The organism is Candidatus Eisenbacteria bacterium (assembly GCA_005893275.1).
In the GTDB taxonomy this organism is placed as follows: domain Bacteria; phylum Eisenbacteria; class RBG-16-71-46; order SZUA-252; family SZUA-252; genus WS-7.
Window position 1 is genome coordinate 1 of the sequence record VBOW01000009.1, and the last position, 16,390, is coordinate 16,390.

Sequence of the window (16,390 nt, forward strand, 5' to 3'; positions counted from 1 at the left end):
CATCCTGCTCGCGGTGTCCTCCTGGCTCGCGCTTCACATGGCTCCGGCGAGCGACGCGAACAATCCCCCTGTTCCCTCGCAGTCGGGCGACGCGGGTGCCGTCGCGCCGGATCAGCCATCCGTGGCACCGGGTCAGCCCTCCGTAGCACCGGATCAACCTCCCGCGGAGCAAGCACCCGACGAGCCCGAGGCCCCGGCGGCCCCGGAGCCGACCCAGGAGGTTCCGGAGGTCATCGCGCCGGACGCGGTCGCGGTTTCTCCGAACCGGACCGGCGCCGGCGCGCCCCCCGCTCGCGAACCCACATCGGCCTCCACGGCGCCGTACCGATCGCCCCTCCCCGAGCCGGGGACCACGCCCGCGCGCACGCCGGCACCGGCCGCGACCAAGCGCGCCACACCCCCGCCTTCGAGGCAGCCTTCGGACGCGCCGCGGCCGGTCGCCGCCGCGGGCCATCGCGTTGTCGGGGAGTCCCCGAAGCCTTCGGCGCCGTCCCCGAGCGCTCCGTCCTCCGGCGGATCGATCGAGGACGATGAAGCGACGGCGGCGCCCGCGGAGAACCCCTCAGCCGAGCCCGTCCCGGCGAGAGAGAGCTCGAGGGGAGCCTCCGAGAAGGAAGGGGCGCGGCCCGGGCCCGCATCGCAGCGATCGGGCTCCAATGCGGGCGCTTCACCCCGAGTCGGCGCGGCGCCAAGCGCGAAGAAGGTCGAGGAGGAGAGCGCCCCCACCCCGCCCGAGATCGTGGGGCCGATCGATCGGCTCCATCTCGCGACCGTGGCCGCGGCCGAGCGCGCCGACTTGACCGGGCTCCGCCGACTCCGCGGGACGTGGAAGGATTTCATGTCCAAAATGGGGGTGGGCCCGGATCGGGCGCGCGCCAGGCGGGAGTACGCCGACTGCCTCTGGGCGATTCAGAGCATCACGGGCAGACGATCCGATCAGAAAGACGCGCTCGCCGCCTACCGCGAATACCTCTTGAGCGCGCCCGCCGGGGGCGCCGACAGCCGCTCCGTTTCGCACCTGCGCCAACTCGAAGACGCGCTCGCCGAGAAGCGCTGAGACCCCTTCGATCCTCGCCCCCGAGCGCCGCTTGAATTCCCCCTGGGTTGACGACCGTGGGGCTGGGCCGTAGGCTCACGCGCGTGAATCCGAATCCCACCCCGGCGGGAAATCGCCCCGTTCGATGGCTCCCCGACGACATTCCCCGGAGGTTCGGATCGTTCTCGAGAAGCCGGCTGGGGTGGGCGCTGGTCGTGTTCCTCTTCGTCTTCGGTTTTCTCGGGTACGACTGGTTCCGGCTCTCCTCGCTCGCTTCCTTCCGTTATTCCGGACAAGGCTGGAAATTTCCGACGCGGGTATACGCGGATTGGATCGAGCTGCGCACCGGAATGCCGCTCGAGGTCTCGGAGCTCCGCCAGGCGCTCGATTGGGCGCGCTACCGCCGCGCGGGCGGGAGACCGTACGCGCCGGGGCAATACCGCGTCCGCGGGTCCATCTTCGAGATCTATCTTCGGCCCTTTCTCTACCCGGACCGTTCCGAGCCCGGCTCGACCACCCTCGTCGAGATCCGCGACGGACACGTCGCTTCGATCGGAAACGGCTTCACGGAAACGACGCCGCGCGGGCTCCTGCGCATCGATCCCCAGCTCCTCGCCGAATTCTCGGACACGGAGCGTGAGCGTCGCTCGTACCTGCCGCTCTCCGCGATCCCACGCCACGTCGCGCTCGCCGCGGTCGCGAGCGAGGACCGGCGCTTCTTCCGCCACATGGGACTCGACCTCCTGGGAATCGGACGCGCCACGGCGCGCAACGTAGCCGCCGGGTCGGTCGTCGAGGGCGGGAGCACGATCAGCCAGCAGCTCGCGAAAAACGTCTTTCTTTCGCGGAAGCGCACCTTCACCCGCAAGCTGCACGAAGCGCTTCTCGCCGTGATGATTGAGCTCCGCTACTCCAAGGAACAGATCCTCGAGTTCTATCTCAACCAGATCTATCTCGGGCAGCGCGGGACCTGGAGCGTCTGCGGCCTCGAGGAGGGCGCTCTCTACTACTTCAACAAGCACGCGACGGAGCTGACGCTCGGCGAGGGGGCGCTCTTGGCCGGAATCATTCCGGCGCCGAACCGGCTTTCGCCCTACCGCGACGCGGACCTCGCGATCGCGAGACGGAACGAGGTGCTCGAAGACATGGTGGCGTGTGGATTCATCTCGCGGGCCGAAGCGCAGGGGGCGCGAAAAACGCAGCTCCGGTTCGCGCCCAATCCGACGCCCACGACGCGCGCTCCCTACTTCGTCGATTACGTTCGGGAGGTCCTCTCGAAGGATATCTCGGAATCGGACCTGAGCACCCGCGGGCTGCTCGTGTTCACGACGCTCGATCCCCGGCTCGAGGAAGCGGCCGAGCGTTGCGTGCGCGAGGGAGCCCGCGATGCGGACTCGCGCTCGCAGGTCGGCGGCGCCAACCGGGACCCGGCGCAGGCCGCCCTTCTCGCGATCGAGCCGCAGAACGGGGCGATCCGCGCCATGGTCGGCGGGCGTGACTATCGCGAGAGCCCCTTCAACCGGGCGGTGGAATCGCACCGGCAGCCCGGCTCGGCCTTCAAGCCGTTCGTCTACGTCGCCGCGCTCGACACGCCGTTCTCGGGAAGACGGCCGCCGCTCACCGCCGCGACGCTCCTCGATGACGTGCCCGACTCCTTCCCGACACCCTTCGGCCTGTGGGCTCCTCGCAACTACGAGCATGGGTATTACGGCCGGGTCACCGCGGCGCGCGCCCTGGCGCGCTCGCTCAACGTGGCGACGGTCCGGCTCGAGTTCCTGGTGGGTGTGCCCAAGGTGACGCAGATGGCCCGCGCGTTGGGCATCCAAAGCAAGTTGCGCGAGGTGGCGTCGCTCGCTCTCGGGACGAGCGAGGTGACTCCGCTCGAGCTCACGACCGCGTACGCCACTCTCGCGAACGGGGGCGTGATGGTGAAGCCGAACCCGGTCCGCGCGGTCCTCGACCGAGGCGGCAACTTGATCTGGGCGTCCAGGCGCGAAAGGTACCGGGTCGTGCGACCGGAAACGGCGTACCTCGCGACCACCCTGCTCCAGGGCCCCGTGCTCTACGGGACCGCAGCATCGATTCGCAACGAGTTCGGATTCACCCGCCCTGCCGCGGGCAAGACCGGCACGACCGATGACGAGAACGACGCGTGGTTCGTGGGCTATACGCCCGACCTCGTGGCGGGAGTCTGGGTGGGGTGCGACCGAAACCGGAGGCTCGGGCTCACCGGCACGCAGGCCGCGGTGCCGATCTGGGCCCGGTTCATGGAAATCGCGCATCAGGGAAAGCCGGTGCGCGACTTCCAGGCGCCGCCGGGGGTGATCGACGTGTGGATCGACGCCGATACGGGTCTCCGCGCGGGGGCCGACTGCGTCCACGTGATGCGCGAGGCGTTCATTCCGACCACCGAGCCCAGGCAGGTCTGCATGGCCTACCACGCGCCGGCCTGGTCCGACTCCATGCAGCCCGATTCGACCGGCGTTCTTCCGGACGAGGCACCCGACGAGCAGGGGCCGGGGGAGGAGGGGACGACCGGCGTCAATCCCGAAGAGCAAGCTCCGGACGGGAGCGCTCCGGACGGGACGGCTCCGGACAGGACGGCTCCGGAGAGCGCCCCGGACGGTCAGGAGAATCCGGCTCCGCCCGGAATTTAGAGAAATTCCCGGATTTGGAAGATCGAGCGGAACGGGACGCCGCGCGACTTGAACTCCTCGGCGCCTCCTTCGTTCCGATCCACGACGCACGCGACGACGCACACGGCCCCGCCCGCTTCCCGCACCGCTTCGCAGGCCGCGAGCGCGCTTCCGCCCTTCGTGATCACGTCGTCCACGATCGCCGCGGGGAGCTTCTTGTCGAAGGGGCCCTCGATACGCCGCGCGGTTCCGTAGGCCTTTTCGGATTTTCGCACGATGAAACCAGGAAGCCCGCGCCCCTGGATCTCCGTCCACGTAAGGAGCGCCCCGACGATCGGGTCGGCACCCAGCGTCAGTCCCCCCACCGCGCGGGCGCCGTATTCGAGCAGGATGGGGTCGAGGAGGCGCGCGATCAGGACCGCGCCCTCGGGATGAAGGCTCGTCTGCCGAACGTCCGCGTAGTATTTGCTCTTGAGGCCCGAGGAAAGGGTGAAATCGCCGAAGCGGATCGAGCGCTCGAGCAGGATTTCCTTGAGCCTCGCCCGGTCCGCTTCCAACTCCGCGGGGAGGCCGGTCGCGCGTGTCACGCGCGATGGATACCACAGTCCCATGCAGCCGCGAACGGGAAAGTGCTATTCTGCGCGACTCGTTTCGGAACCGCGTTTCACCGGGCTGAGGTGCTCTCATGAGGTGGATCCGAGGATTCAGCGCGCTCGTCGTTCTCGTTTCGGTCGCGGGAGCGGCCTGGGCGGAGGAAAGCGACTCGAAGGCGATCGCGAAAGGGCGGTGGTCGGTGGCGTTCTCGCTGCCGGACGGGGGCGGGGGCTCGATGGGGGTTTGGAGGATGGTCTCGCAGAAGTCCAACCTGGGAATCAACGTGGGCATCGACCACGAGATGGAGCAGTTCACATCGGGTCCGGACAGCCTGAGAGCCAAAGGCGGATCTTCGTTCTGGGCCGTCTCGCTGGGGCCTTCGATCAAGCGGTACCTGGTCGTGCGCGACGCCGTCTCGCCGTTCCTCCTCGCCTCGCTCCGGGGGTCGTACCGTTGGAGCCGTGGCGCGTATCGTCGTGGCGCAACCCTGGAGGCCGGTCTCGGCGCGGATTGGACGCCGCTCGAATCGATCAGCATCGGGGCGGCGACCGGCGTCTCCTGGACGGAGTCCATGGTCAGCTACTCCGCGGAGGGCGCGCCGAAAACCAGCAATTCCTTATTCGACACGATGACAACGTCGCTGATGATGCATCTTTACTTCTGACTCCATCGGCCGATCCCCGAAAACCGTTCAGGCCGCCGCGCCGCTCGTGTAAACTCGCCACCGTGGTTCCCCGTTCGAATCTCCCCGGCATCTTCCGCGCGCGAGGGGTCGCATGAGCGCTGGATTCGTCCACCTCCACAACCACAGCGACTACTCGCTCCTCGACGGCGCCTGCCGCCTGGACCGCCTGGTCGACCGGGCGAAGGGGCTCGGCATGCCCGCGATCGCGCTCACCGATCACGGCAATCTGTTCGGCGCGGTCGAGTTCTACGAAATCGCGAGGGCCGCCGGCCTGAAACCCATCCTCGGATGCGAAGTCTACGTCGCCCACGGCTCGCGGCTCGACAAGACGCGGAGCGTGGACGGAAAGGGCGCCTACGATCACCTCGTCCTTCTCGCGAGGAACCGCGACGGATACCGAAACCTCATGCGGCTCTCCTCGGCAGGATATCTCGAAGGCTTCCATTACAAGCCCAGGATCGATAAGGAGCTGCTGTCGCGCCACGCGGAGGGGCTCCTTTGCCTGAGCGCCTGTCTGCGCGGCGAGCTGCCGCAGCTTGTCCTCGCGGGAGACCTGGAGGGGGCGAAACGGGCCGCGGCCTGGTACCGGGACCTCTTCGGCGCGGAGTTCTACTACCTCGAGGTCCAGGACCACGGGATTCCCGACGAACGGACGGTCGCGGAGCGTCTGATCGATTTGGGTAAGAGCATGGGGATCCCGGTCGTTGCGACCAACGATTGCCATTACCTCGCGCGCGAGGACGCCGAGGCGCACGAGGTTCTCCTCTGCATCCAGACCGGCAAGACCATGCAGGACAAAGACCGGTTCCGGTTCGCGACCGACCAGGTGTACGTGAAGTCGGCGGAGGAGATGGAGGCGCTCTTCCACGGCGAGCCCGCCGCGATCCGGAATTCGCTCGAGGTGGCTGAAAAATGCGAGCTCACCCTCGACACGGAACGGGTTCAGCTGCCGGAGTTTCCGCTCCCGCCGGAGTTCCACGACGCCGAGAGCTATCTGCGCTCGCTGGCGCGCGAGGGGCTCTCCCGGCGCTACGGGACGATCCAGCCCGAGATGGAGCATCGCCTGGCCTACGAGCTGGACACGATCTGCCAGGTCGGCTACGCGCGCTACTTCCTCATCGTGCGCGACTTCATCGAGTTCGCGCGCGGGAACGGGATCGGCGTGGGTCCCGGCCGCGGCTCCGCGGCGGGCAGCCTCGTCTCCTACGTGCTCGGCATCACCGATATCGATCCGCTGAAATTCAATCTCCTCTTCGAGCGATTCCTGAATCCGGAGCGGATCAGCATGCCGGATATCGATATCGATTTCGACTACGAGAATCGGGGGCGCGTGATCGAGTACGTGCTCGAGAAGTATGGGCGGGAGAACGTGACCCAGATCATCACGTTCGGGACCATGGCGGCCCGCGCGGTCGTGCGCGATGTCGGGCGCGCGCTCGGCATGAGCTACGCGGATCAGGATCGCGTGGCGAAGCTGATTCCGGGCGAGCTGGGCATGACGCTCACCCGCGCGCTCGAGACCGTGCCGGAGCTTCGGGCGCTCGCGCAGCAGGACGAGACCATGGCGAAGCTGATCCGCTGCTCGCTCGCGCTCGAGGGGCTCGCGCGGCACGCCTCCACGCATGCCGCCGGCGTTTTGATCGCCCCGGGGAAGCTCTCCGATTACGTGCCGGTGTACCGGTCGAGCAAAGGCGATGTGACGACGCAGTTCGACATGATCTCTCTCGAGAAGATCGGGCTCCTGAAAATGGACTTCCTGGGGCTTCGAACGCTGACGGTGCTGGAGGACGCGTCGCGGCTCGCGTCGGAGAGCTCCGGGAGCGCGATCCACGTGAAGGAGATCCCGCTCGATGACCCCGCGACGTATGCGCTCCTGTCCAAGGCGCAGACCATCGGCGTGTTCCAGCTCGAATCCTCGGGAATGCGGGAGCTCCTGCGTAAAGTGATGCCCGATACGTTCGAGGACATCATCGCCATCAACGCGCTCTTCCGGCCCGGGCCCATCCAGAGCGGGATGCTCGATGATTTCGCCAAGCGGAAGCACGGGAAGCAAAAGGTCACCTACATGCACCCCGCCCTCGAGCCCATCCTGAGCAATACGCACGGCGTGATCGCCTATCAGGACCAGGTGATGCAGATCGCGAACCGGCTCGCCGGCTTTTCCCTCGCCCAGGGAGACCTCCTCCGCCGCGCCATGGGCAAGAAAAAGCCGGAGGAGATGGCTCGCATGAAGCAGACCTTCGTCGAAGGCTGCGCGAAGAATCAGGTCCCGAACCGAAAGGCCCAGGAGATTTTCGACCTGGTGGAGAAGTTCGCCGGCTATGGGTTCCCCCGCGCCCATAGCGCGGCGTACGCTCTTCTCTCCTATCAATGCGCCTATCTGAAAGCGCATTACCCCGCCGCCTACATGGCGGCGGCGCTGACGAGCGAGGTGGGGGACACCGATCGAATCGTCACGCTGGTCGAGGAGGCGCGCCGGCTCGGCATCTCGGTCAAGCAGCCGGACGTGAACCGGAGCGGCGTCGGGTTCACGCTGGAAGGGGACGCCGTCCGATTCGGATTGACCGCGATCAAGAACGTCGGCAGGGGCTCCGTCCTCGCGATCGTCGCCGCGCGCGAGCGCGGAGGACCGTTTTCCTCGCTCGGGGATCTCTGCCGCCGCGTGGATCTGAAGGCGATCAATCGGCGGGTCCTCGAGTCGCTCGTGCTGGCCGGCGCGTGCGATTCGCTCGGCGGCGACCGCGCGCAGCTCTTCGAGACCGTCGCGGGGTCGCTCGGCCGGGCCCAGGATATCGCCAAGGGCACGAGCAGGGATCAGGTCGCCCTCTTCGGCGCGGAGCACGCGATCGAAGCGCCGGAACCCGAGCTCCCGCTCGTGGCTCCCTGGCCGCTTCACGAGCGCCTCCAGCGCGAGCGGGAGGTGCTCGGATTCTACTTCTCCGATCACCCGCTTTCCCCCTACCGCTCGCTCATCGAGGCCCGCCGGCTCGCCGACACGGCTCGGGTCAGGGAATCCAGGGACGGCGCCGAAGTGGCTCTGATCGCGATGGTCTCGTCGATCAAGACGATCACCGACCGGAACGGGAGGCCGATGGCGTTCGTCACCCTGGAGGATTTCTCCGGCAGCGTCGAGGGGGTCACGTTCGCCGATCTCTATGAGCGAAACCGCGCGGCGCTGGTACAGAGCGCCATCATCGAGATCCGGGCGCGCGTGAGCGTGCGCGAGGACGAGGATCCGAAGCTCGTTCTTCAGGCGATCCGCGCGATCGCGGCGGGGGATGCGTCCTCGGGGCAGGCGATCCACATCGATCTCACCGAGGCTCCGGGAGATGTGTCGCTCGAGATGCTCCGGGACCTCCTGAGTCGCCACCCCGGCGAAAGCCCGGTATACTTCCTCGTGCGTCCCGGATCGGACATCGCGAAAACCCAGATTCGCGCGCGGCGGCTCCTCGTGCGGGCGAGCGACGAGCTGGTCTCGGAGCTCAAGGCGCGTCTCGGGGAGCGCGCCGTCTCGCTCGTGAACGGGGCGAAGGAAGCCGTTCCCTTCTAGACCCATCCGGAGACAAGACGCGGTGAACGGAACCTGGCTCGATTTCGAAAAGCCGATCGTGGATCTGGAGCGCCGCATCGAGGACCTCCGCGCCGCCGCCGCGTCGGAGAAGCCGGAGGCCGCGGAGGAGCTCAAACGCCTCGAGCGGAAGGTCGAGCGGCTCCGCCGCGATATCTACTCCAAGCTGACGCGCTGGCAGCGGGTGAAGCTTGCGCGGCATCCGCGGCGGCCCTACACGCTCGACTACCTGAAGGTGATCGCGCCCAGTTTCCTCGAGCTCCACGGCGACCGCCGATACGGGGATGATCCCGCCATCATCTCGGGGCTGACGGAGATCGAGGACATCCCGATCGTTCTGATCGGGCACCAGAAGGGCCGCGACACCAAGGAGAACATTCATCGAAACTTCGGGATGGCGCATCCGGAGGGGTACCGAAAGGCGCTTCGCCTCATGCATCTCGCCGCGAAGCTCGGATGCCCGCTCGTGACCTTCGTGGATACGCCGGGCGCCTATCCCGGCGTCGGAGCGGAGGAGCGCGGGCAGTCCGAGGCGATCGCGCGAAATCTGGTCGAGATGGCGCATCTTCCCGTGCCGATCATCTCGATCGTCATCGGCGAGGGGGGCTCCGGCGGCGCGCTCGCGATCGCGGTGGGGGACGTCGTGCTGATGCTCGAGAACTCGATCTACTCCGTGATCACCCCGGAGGGCTGCGCGGCGATCCTATGGAAGGACGCGAGCAAGGCCGAACAGGCGGCGGAGGCGCTCAAGCTCACGGCGCACGACCTTCTCGAGCTCAACGTGATCGACGAGGTGATCCCCGAGCCTTTGGGGGGCGCCCATCGCGACCCCGAGGAAACGGCCCGCCGCATCCAGGCCGCGATCGTGCGCCACGTGCGCGGTCTCTTGGGGCTGCCGACTCAGGAGCTTTTGGATCGCCGCCTGGAGAAGTTTCTCAAGATGGGGGTCTATCTGGAAGAAACCGGCCCGGAACCGGCCCCGGTGGGGGAGGGATAAACGAGATGCCGATCAGCGAGGAGCTTCGCTCGATTCTTGTATGCCCCCAATGCAAAGGGGATTTGCGCGATCAAAAGGAGCCGGAGCGTTTGATCTGCGACCGGTGCGGCCTCGCGTACCCTATCGTCGACGACATTCCGGTCATGTTGATCGAGGAAGCCGAGCGGATCGCGAAGGCTTGAGCCTCCCCTTCCGAGCTCTTTCGCTCCTGCTCCTCTTCGCCGTCTGGGCGGGCGTCGCCTCCGGGGAGGCCGCCGTGCCGCGCGTCGAATCGGTCACGGCGACAGGCTACCGCGTCACCGTACCCGTTCCCGAGCCCGAGATCAGGATTGAGGAGGTCTTCGGCGAGAACCTGGCCGAGATCTCGCTCCCGGGGGGCGCGTTCGACTCGCCCGCGGGAGCGCCGCAGCTCCCCTCGATCACGCTCCTGCTCCGCGTGCCCTGGGGGGTCGACCCCCGCGTAACCGCCTCGCCCGGCGCGGAACGATCGCTGGGCGCGCTCAAGCCAGTTCCGCTTCCGCACCTTGTATCCGACCGCGCGGTATGGCGGTCCGTGAGCGCCGCGGAGATCGCCTCGTATTTGGAACGGCCGGAATACAGCCCCAGGGGCGCGGGGGCGTCGCAGCCGCCGCTCTGGAGCGCGGTGACCTCGGCGGCCGGCGTCGAGCGCGTTCTCCAGGTGACGCTGCGGCCGATCCGGTGGGATCCGAGGAGCGGCCAGGCGACGGCGCTCGAACGAGTCACGCTCGAGGTGTCCTGGGAGAAGCCGGTCCGCCCGGAGCTCGGGCAGGGGCCGGCTTCCACCGGGGCGGTCGCGCCGATCCGCGGTGAGGTGGGCCGGGATGGCGCCGTCGGGCCCCGGTACGCGGCGCGCCCGGCCTCCACCTCCGGCGCGCGACCCGTGGTCGGCGCCGGCCGACGCGCGTCGGCTTACGCGGGCCCGCTCCGCGTCCAGCCCACGCGCCCGTGGGTGCGGCTCGGGGTGCTCCGCCCCGGCCTTTACGCCGTGAGTCCGGCCGACCTGGCGTCGGCGGGCGTTTCTGTGTCCGGCATCGATCCCGCGTCGTTCCGCGTCTTCCGGAGAAACCCGGGGGATCTTCCCGAGAGCGTCGATGTGGACCTGGGCCCCGACTCGCTGCGCGAGTGCGCGATCGTGGTCACGGGGGAAGGGGACGCTGTCTTCGACCCCGGAGATCGCATTTACGTCTACGCGACCGGGGCTACCGGATTTGGCTACGACCTGACGCTCGGCGGCTCGACGAATTACCTGGAGCCGCAGCGATCGGACGAGGAGTCCCTGTGGCTGACCTGGGGCCCGGGCCCCGTTCCCTCGCCGGCGCGGCGCATGGCTGTGCGCGACGCCGCCCCGGTTTCCGCGGCGCCCTCGGTGACCTCGGTGCGGCACCGGGTTCACTACGAGGAAAACCGCGTACGGGACTTCAACCTCTTCGACCCCTCTCTTCGCTGGGAGCGCTGGTTTTACCGGCTGTTCACGCAAGGCTCGCGCATCGCGTTCCCGCTGGCGCTCCCGGGCTCGGAAACGGGTGGGCAGGGCTCGCTCCTCCTCCGGATGTGGGGGAAGGGGATTTCGGTGGGGCCGCCGCCGGTGGACGACCACTACACGAACTTGTTTTGGGACGGCGCGCTCGTCGCCAGCGGCTCCTGGAATTTCACCACACCGAAAGATCTCATCGCGTCCCGCTTCACCGTCCGCGCCTCCGACACGCTCCAGGTCGAGGTGCCGCGGCTGACCGATCCCTTGGACCCGAATCGCTTCGACCAGAGCGAGCTGGCCTGGTTCGAGATCACCTACCCCAGGCGACTTCGGGCGATCAACGACACGCTCCAGTTCGCGGCCGACTCGGCCGTGTCGGGCACGGTCCATTACGTCGTGGACGGGATCACCGACACGACCGCGGTGTGGTTCCTCGACCGGACCGATCCGGAAAACCCGGTCCGGTACGGGAACGGAGCCTACTCCGGCGCCTCGGCGCCGTTCGGCCTCACGCTCGAGGACAGCGTGGCGGCGGGAAGCCCCAGGAGGTACGCGCTCGTCTCGATGGCCAGGGCCTCGAGGCCCGCGACGATCACCCGATACGCGCCCGCCTCGAGTCCCCACGCGGCCGATGACCTCCTGGAGCCGGCCAACGGCGCCGACTACCTGATCGTCAGCCACCCGTCGTTGACCGCGGCGGCCGAATCGCTCGCCACGTACCGGGCGGGGCGCCTCTCCGGGTTCGTCTCGCCCCGCGTCGCCATCGCCACGACCGACCGGATCGCCGCCCAGTTCGGGGGCGGTTATCTGGACCCCACGGCCATCCGAAACTTTCTCGCCTACGCAACGCGCCACTGGGGCCCGGCGGCGCCGACCTACGTCTGCCTCCTCGGGGACGCGTCGCTCGATCCCAAGAACTATCTCGGGTTCGGCACTCAGGACCTCGTTCCGACCTACGCGAACTATTACGACACATCGGTTCCGGTCCAATATGTCTCGGACGACTTCTATGGATTTCTCGATGGCCCGGGCGACCAGATCCTCGACCTCGCGGTCGGACGTCTCCCGGCGAAGTCTGCCCTCGAGGCCCTGACGCTCGTGCGCGGGAAAATTCAGGCCTATGAGGCGGCTGACGAGCTCGATCCATGGCGCGCGCGCGCGCTCCTCTGTGCCGACGATTCGAGGAAGCGCGACGAGGACGACCCGCTGGGAAACCAGCACGTGATGCAGATGGAGCGAAAAGACACACAGCACATTCCGTATCCGATCGAGCGCTCGAAGGTCTACTTGAACGACTACGCGTTCGCGGACACGACCCACCAGTCAAAGCCCGCGGCTCGAGACGACTTCATCGCGCGGATCAACCAGGGCAACTGTCGGCCACGGGTCGGACGTCGTCGTCGCCGACGAGCAGGTGTTTCGATCATCCGATGTCGGCCGCCTGACGAACGCGAAGCGGCCCAGCATCTTCGGCTTTTTCAGCTGCACCGTCGGCAAGTTCGACGTGCTGGCCCAGGAGGGGCTGGCCGAGCTTCTGCTCAAGGCACCGACCGGCGGGGCCGCCGCGGCCATCGCGGCGACGGAGAATGTGTTCCCCTTCGAGAGCACCCAGCTGAACGACGAGATCGTCGACCAGCTCTTTCCGATCGCGCCGCGTGTGGACTCGACCCTCACCGTCGGCTTGGCCTGCGCGCGGGCGAAGAACGCCCACGTGAACTCGGTCGCGCGGAAATACGTGCTCTTGGGGGACCCGGCGCTGGCGCTTCCTGTCCCGCGCGGGAGAGGCGTGTGGGAGAAATCCCCGCTGGACTCGCTCCTGCGGGGGGATCTCGCGGTCATCCGGGGCCACGCGCTCGCCCCCGACTCGACCCCGGACACGCTCTCGACCGGAACTGGCCTCTTACAAGTACAAGGGAAGCCGTTTCGCCGGATCCAGATCGGGCTGAACTCGTTCAGTAAGCTCGATTCATTCCCCTATCAGGTCCCGGGGCCCATCATCTTCAGGGGGAGCGTGGGGCTCGACCGCGGGGCCTTCACCGCGCGCTTCGTCGTCCCGCTCGACACACGGGTCGCCGGGGGGACGGGGCAGCTCCGGGCCCTGCTCAGCCAGGCCGGAGGACGCGGCGTGGGGCTCGCGGTCGATTCGGTCCGGATCGCCCAGGGGGTGGGATCCCGCACCGACGGGCTTCCCCCAGCCATCACGCTCCGCTACCCGGCGGGATCCGACTCGAGCGTCCAGCCTGGGGACGTGCTCACCATTGGCCTCGAGGACTCGAGCGGGATCGACCTCATGCGGCTCGACAACTCCCACACCATCTTCGTGATCACCGATGATCGGGGCACCCCGGCCGAGCTGACGGCGGGGTTTGCCTACGACCCCGGGAGCTACACGCGGGGGGCGGTGGCCTATGCGGTGCCGCAGCTTTCGGAAGGGCTCCACACCCTCGAGGTCCATGCCTCCGATACGTTTGGAAACATCGGAGTGCGCACCTTCGTCCTCGACGTCCACGCCCCGGCCCGGCCCGGCGATCCGATGCAGTTGAGCCAGGTCTTCAATTATCCAAATCCCTTCGAGGGCACGACCTATGTCCATGCCCGGCTGAACCAGGGTGGCCGCCTTCGGGTGCAGGTGCTCACGGTTTCGGGCAGGCGGGTGCGGGAGCTTTCGAGCGACGGCCGGGCCGGGGAGAATTACCTTCCGTGGGACGGGAAGGATTCTGAGGGAGAAAATGTGGCCGTTGGAGTGTACTTGCTTAAAGTCACCGCCGAATCCAATGAAGGGAAACGGGCTACGGCGGTTGGGCGAGCCCTCAAGACCCGGTGAGCCCCGAGGGGGAAGCTTGACCCGGCCTCGTTTGTCCGCTAGAATGATTGCGTTAGGCCGGGGCGCATGCGCGTCCCTATCTTTTTTCTTAAGGAGGTTGCACATGAGTCGTTTTGTTGCCGGCTGCCTCGGGCTACTGTTGATTCTGGGTGGGTACGCGGGCACCGCGAACGCCCAGGCTGAGGCAGGGGCTCAATCACTCCTCATTGCTCCGGGGGCACGCGCCGACGGCATGGGGCGCGCCTTTGTCGCGGTGGCCAACGATGCGAACGCAGTTTGGTGGAACCCGGGTGCCCTCGCGTTCACGACCGGACACGACATCAGCTCGATGTACGCCAAGCTCGTCCCTGACTTGGCCAACGACGTCTTCTTCTCCTACACGGCCTTCGCCCAGCACGTCGAAGGCTGGGGCGGTATCGGCTTCAGCCTCGGGTATTTGGGTTACGGCGAGAGCATCGCGACGGACAATGACGGCAACGAAACCGGGACCTTTACCAGCTACGAGGTCGCCCCGACCCTCGCCTATGGCACGGAGTTGATGAAGAACATGGGTTTCGGCGTCGCCTTGAAGTTCGTGCGCGTTGACCTCGCGCCTGCCGACAAGACGCTGGACCGCGCGGAGGGGGCGGGCTCGACGTTCGCGGCCGATGTGGGCGGCCTCTACAAGCTCCCAGAGCTGAAAAGCTCCATCGGCCTCGTGATTCAAAACCTCGGCCCGAACATCTCCTACATCGACGCGGACCAGTCCGACCCGTTGGGACGGAACGCGAAGCTCGGCGTCGCCGTGACCCCCTTCGAGAAGGAGGCCTACAAGGTGCTCCTCGTGGCGGACGTCAACCGGTCGCTCCTTCCGCACGGCGCCTGGATTGAAAACGCGGGCGGCGAGTTCGAGTTCAACCGTCTCGTGGCGCTCCGGGCGGGCTACGTCTACGATCCGCGTGGAACGATCAAGGACCTCACCTATGGGCTGGGGCTCAACTACCGGGGCATCCGGATCGATTACGCTTCGGTGCCTCAATCCGAGTTTTTGAATCGCGTGAATCGCTTCTCGGCCAGCTACCACTTCTAATCTCGTGGGGATCGCGCGAGCCCGCGTTCGTTCGCTCGCGATCCTCGTTTTCGGGAGCCAGGTCCTCCTCTCGGGCCTGGCTCCTCGTGTTTGGGGGGCGGGGGAACGCGGCCTCACCGTAGCGAAGCCGTCTGGCGCGGACGCGGGCCGGGCTCCCGCGTCGCGCGCCCTCGCGGCGCGGCGGGCCCAGCTCTGGCGCGCGTTTCCCCATAGGGTCGGAGAGGGGTCGGCCCGCCCCTTCGTCTCGGGCCGCCGCCCGCCGCTCCTCGCGATGAAGGGGGGACGGCTCGACCGGACCGCCGCGTTCTTCGGCGCGCCCGAGACCTTGCGTGTGCTCGGGCTCAAGATCGACTTCGCCACAGACAGCCTGGGTCCCCTGACCACCACCCCGGACGGAAAATTCGATCTCAGGGACGGGAAGGCGCTCGGCATCGTGATCGACCCGCCCCCTCATGACAGGAAATTCTTCCTGTCGCATCTCGAGGCGCTGTCCCGCTACTGGAAGTTCGCCTCCTACGGGCACCTCGTCCTCGAGTACGACCTGTACCCCCGGGCGGACTCCGCGGCCTACCGCCTCGCCGACACCGGACGCTACGGGCCCTGGACCCTGGGGCAGCAATCCTTCGACAGCGCCGCGCGGTTCTTCCGCGACGCGGTCCGGGCCGCGGATCAGACGGATTCGATCCCGTTCGGGCAGTTCGACGTCGTCGCGCTGTTCCACGCCGGATCCGATTTTCAAACCGACGTGAACAATGACAGCCCGCGCGATTTCCCGACCTTCCAGATCAACCTGACCGACTCGGTCCCGGTGAACGGCGGCGCGGTCTCGATCCGGGGTGGGCTGGTCATGCCCGAGACCGAGTCCCAGGACGGCTACTACGCCGCGATCAACGGGACGATGGCCCACGAGTTCGGGCACACGCAGGGGCTCTTCGATCTCTACGACATCGAAACCTTCCTCCCCGGAGTCGGCGTCTGGAGCAACATGGATTCGGGGTACCTGATCGGCACGGAGGTCACCGACGAGAAGACGAACGCCAAAATCGAGGCAAGCGGCATCCTGCCCGTGAGCCTCGATCCCTGGTCCAAGTTTCTCCTGTGGCCGGACAATATCGACTACGTCGATCCGGGGAGGTCGCTCACGACCGCGCTCCGGGCGACGCAGCTTTCCGACCGGACCCTGTTCGTTCCGCTGGGAGGGGAGGAGTTCTACCTCATCGAGAACCGCGAGACCGATCTCAACGCGGACAACACGCTCTTCCTCGACCGGGATTCGACCGGCGTCATCCTGGGGCCGGGCCTGGCCGCGGTAGCCGATTCCGTCGGGGACAAGGAATACGACTTCTTGCTGCCGGGTCAGGGAATCCTGATCTGGCATGTCGACAACTCGGTGATCTACGGGCGGCACATCCCGCCGGACTTCGGAATCAACTCGAATCCGTCGCGTCGGGGGGTCCGTCTCCTCGAGGCCGACGGCATCGCCGAC

The 16,390-nt window shown here is 67.4% G+C and carries 10 protein-coding genes; 9 read left to right on the forward strand and 1 reads right to left on the reverse strand.

The annotated features are described in order from the left end of the window. Positions 1 to 1,140: 1,140 nt before the first annotated feature. A complete protein-coding gene (locus E6K76_00645; protein TMQ60801.1) occupies positions 1,141 to 3,693 on the forward strand; it encodes a PBP1A family penicillin-binding protein in 2,553 nt (850 codons plus the stop codon). Here the strand turns inward: E6K76_00645 and pyrE are convergent. After that, a complete protein-coding gene (gene pyrE / locus E6K76_00650; GenBank protein ID TMQ60802.1) occupies positions 3,690 to 4,283 on the reverse strand; it encodes an orotate phosphoribosyltransferase in 594 nt (197 codons plus the stop codon). The two genes, E6K76_00645 and pyrE, sit on opposite strands and share 4 nt — an antisense overlap. A gap of 74 nt (positions 4,284 to 4,357) precedes the next feature. Here pyrE and E6K76_00655 point away from each other — a divergent pair, with 74 nt between their 5' ends. The 8 genes from E6K76_00655 to E6K76_00690 form a co-directional block, all read left to right on the forward strand. Beyond that, entirely contained in the window at positions 4,358 to 4,930 is a 573-nt protein-coding gene (locus tag E6K76_00655) for a hypothetical protein (GenBank protein ID TMQ60803.1), read from the forward strand. Positions 4,931 to 5,042: 112 nt separating this feature from the next. Then, a complete protein-coding gene (locus tag E6K76_00660; GenBank protein ID TMQ60804.1) occupies positions 5,043 to 8,501 on the forward strand; it encodes a DNA polymerase III subunit alpha in 3,459 nt (1,152 codons plus the stop codon). A 22-nt stretch (positions 8,502 to 8,523) separates the two neighbouring features. Further along, the gene (locus E6K76_00665; protein TMQ60805.1) at positions 8,524 to 9,516 is read left to right on the forward strand and encodes an acetyl-CoA carboxylase carboxyltransferase subunit alpha; all 993 of its coding nucleotides are present in this window, start codon (positions 8,524 to 8,526) and stop codon (positions 9,514 to 9,516) included. A 5-nt stretch (positions 9,517 to 9,521) separates the two neighbouring features. Beyond that, entirely contained in the window at positions 9,522 to 9,698 is a 177-nt protein-coding gene (locus tag E6K76_00670) for a Trm112 family protein (protein TMQ60806.1), read from the forward strand. After that, complete coding sequence (locus E6K76_00675) at positions 9,695 to 12,970, forward strand: hypothetical protein (protein TMQ60807.1); 3,276 nt, start codon at positions 9,695 to 9,697, stop codon at positions 12,968 to 12,970. Before E6K76_00670 ends, E6K76_00675 begins: the two co-directional genes overlap by 4 nt. Next, the gene (locus E6K76_00680) at positions 12,426 to 13,835 is read left to right on the forward strand and encodes a T9SS type A sorting domain-containing protein (GenBank protein TMQ60808.1); all 1,410 of its coding nucleotides are present in this window, start codon (positions 12,426 to 12,428) and stop codon (positions 13,833 to 13,835) included. Before E6K76_00675 ends, E6K76_00680 begins: the two co-directional genes overlap by 545 nt. Beyond that, entirely contained in the window at positions 13,741 to 14,904 is a 1,164-nt protein-coding gene (locus E6K76_00685) for a PorV/PorQ family protein (protein ID TMQ60809.1), read from the forward strand. Before E6K76_00680 ends, E6K76_00685 begins: the two co-directional genes overlap by 95 nt. Positions 14,905 to 14,908: 4 nt before the next feature. Further along, positions 14,909 to 16,390 (forward strand): hypothetical protein (locus E6K76_00690; protein ID TMQ60810.1); only part of this gene is annotated, 1,482 nt, incomplete at its 3' end.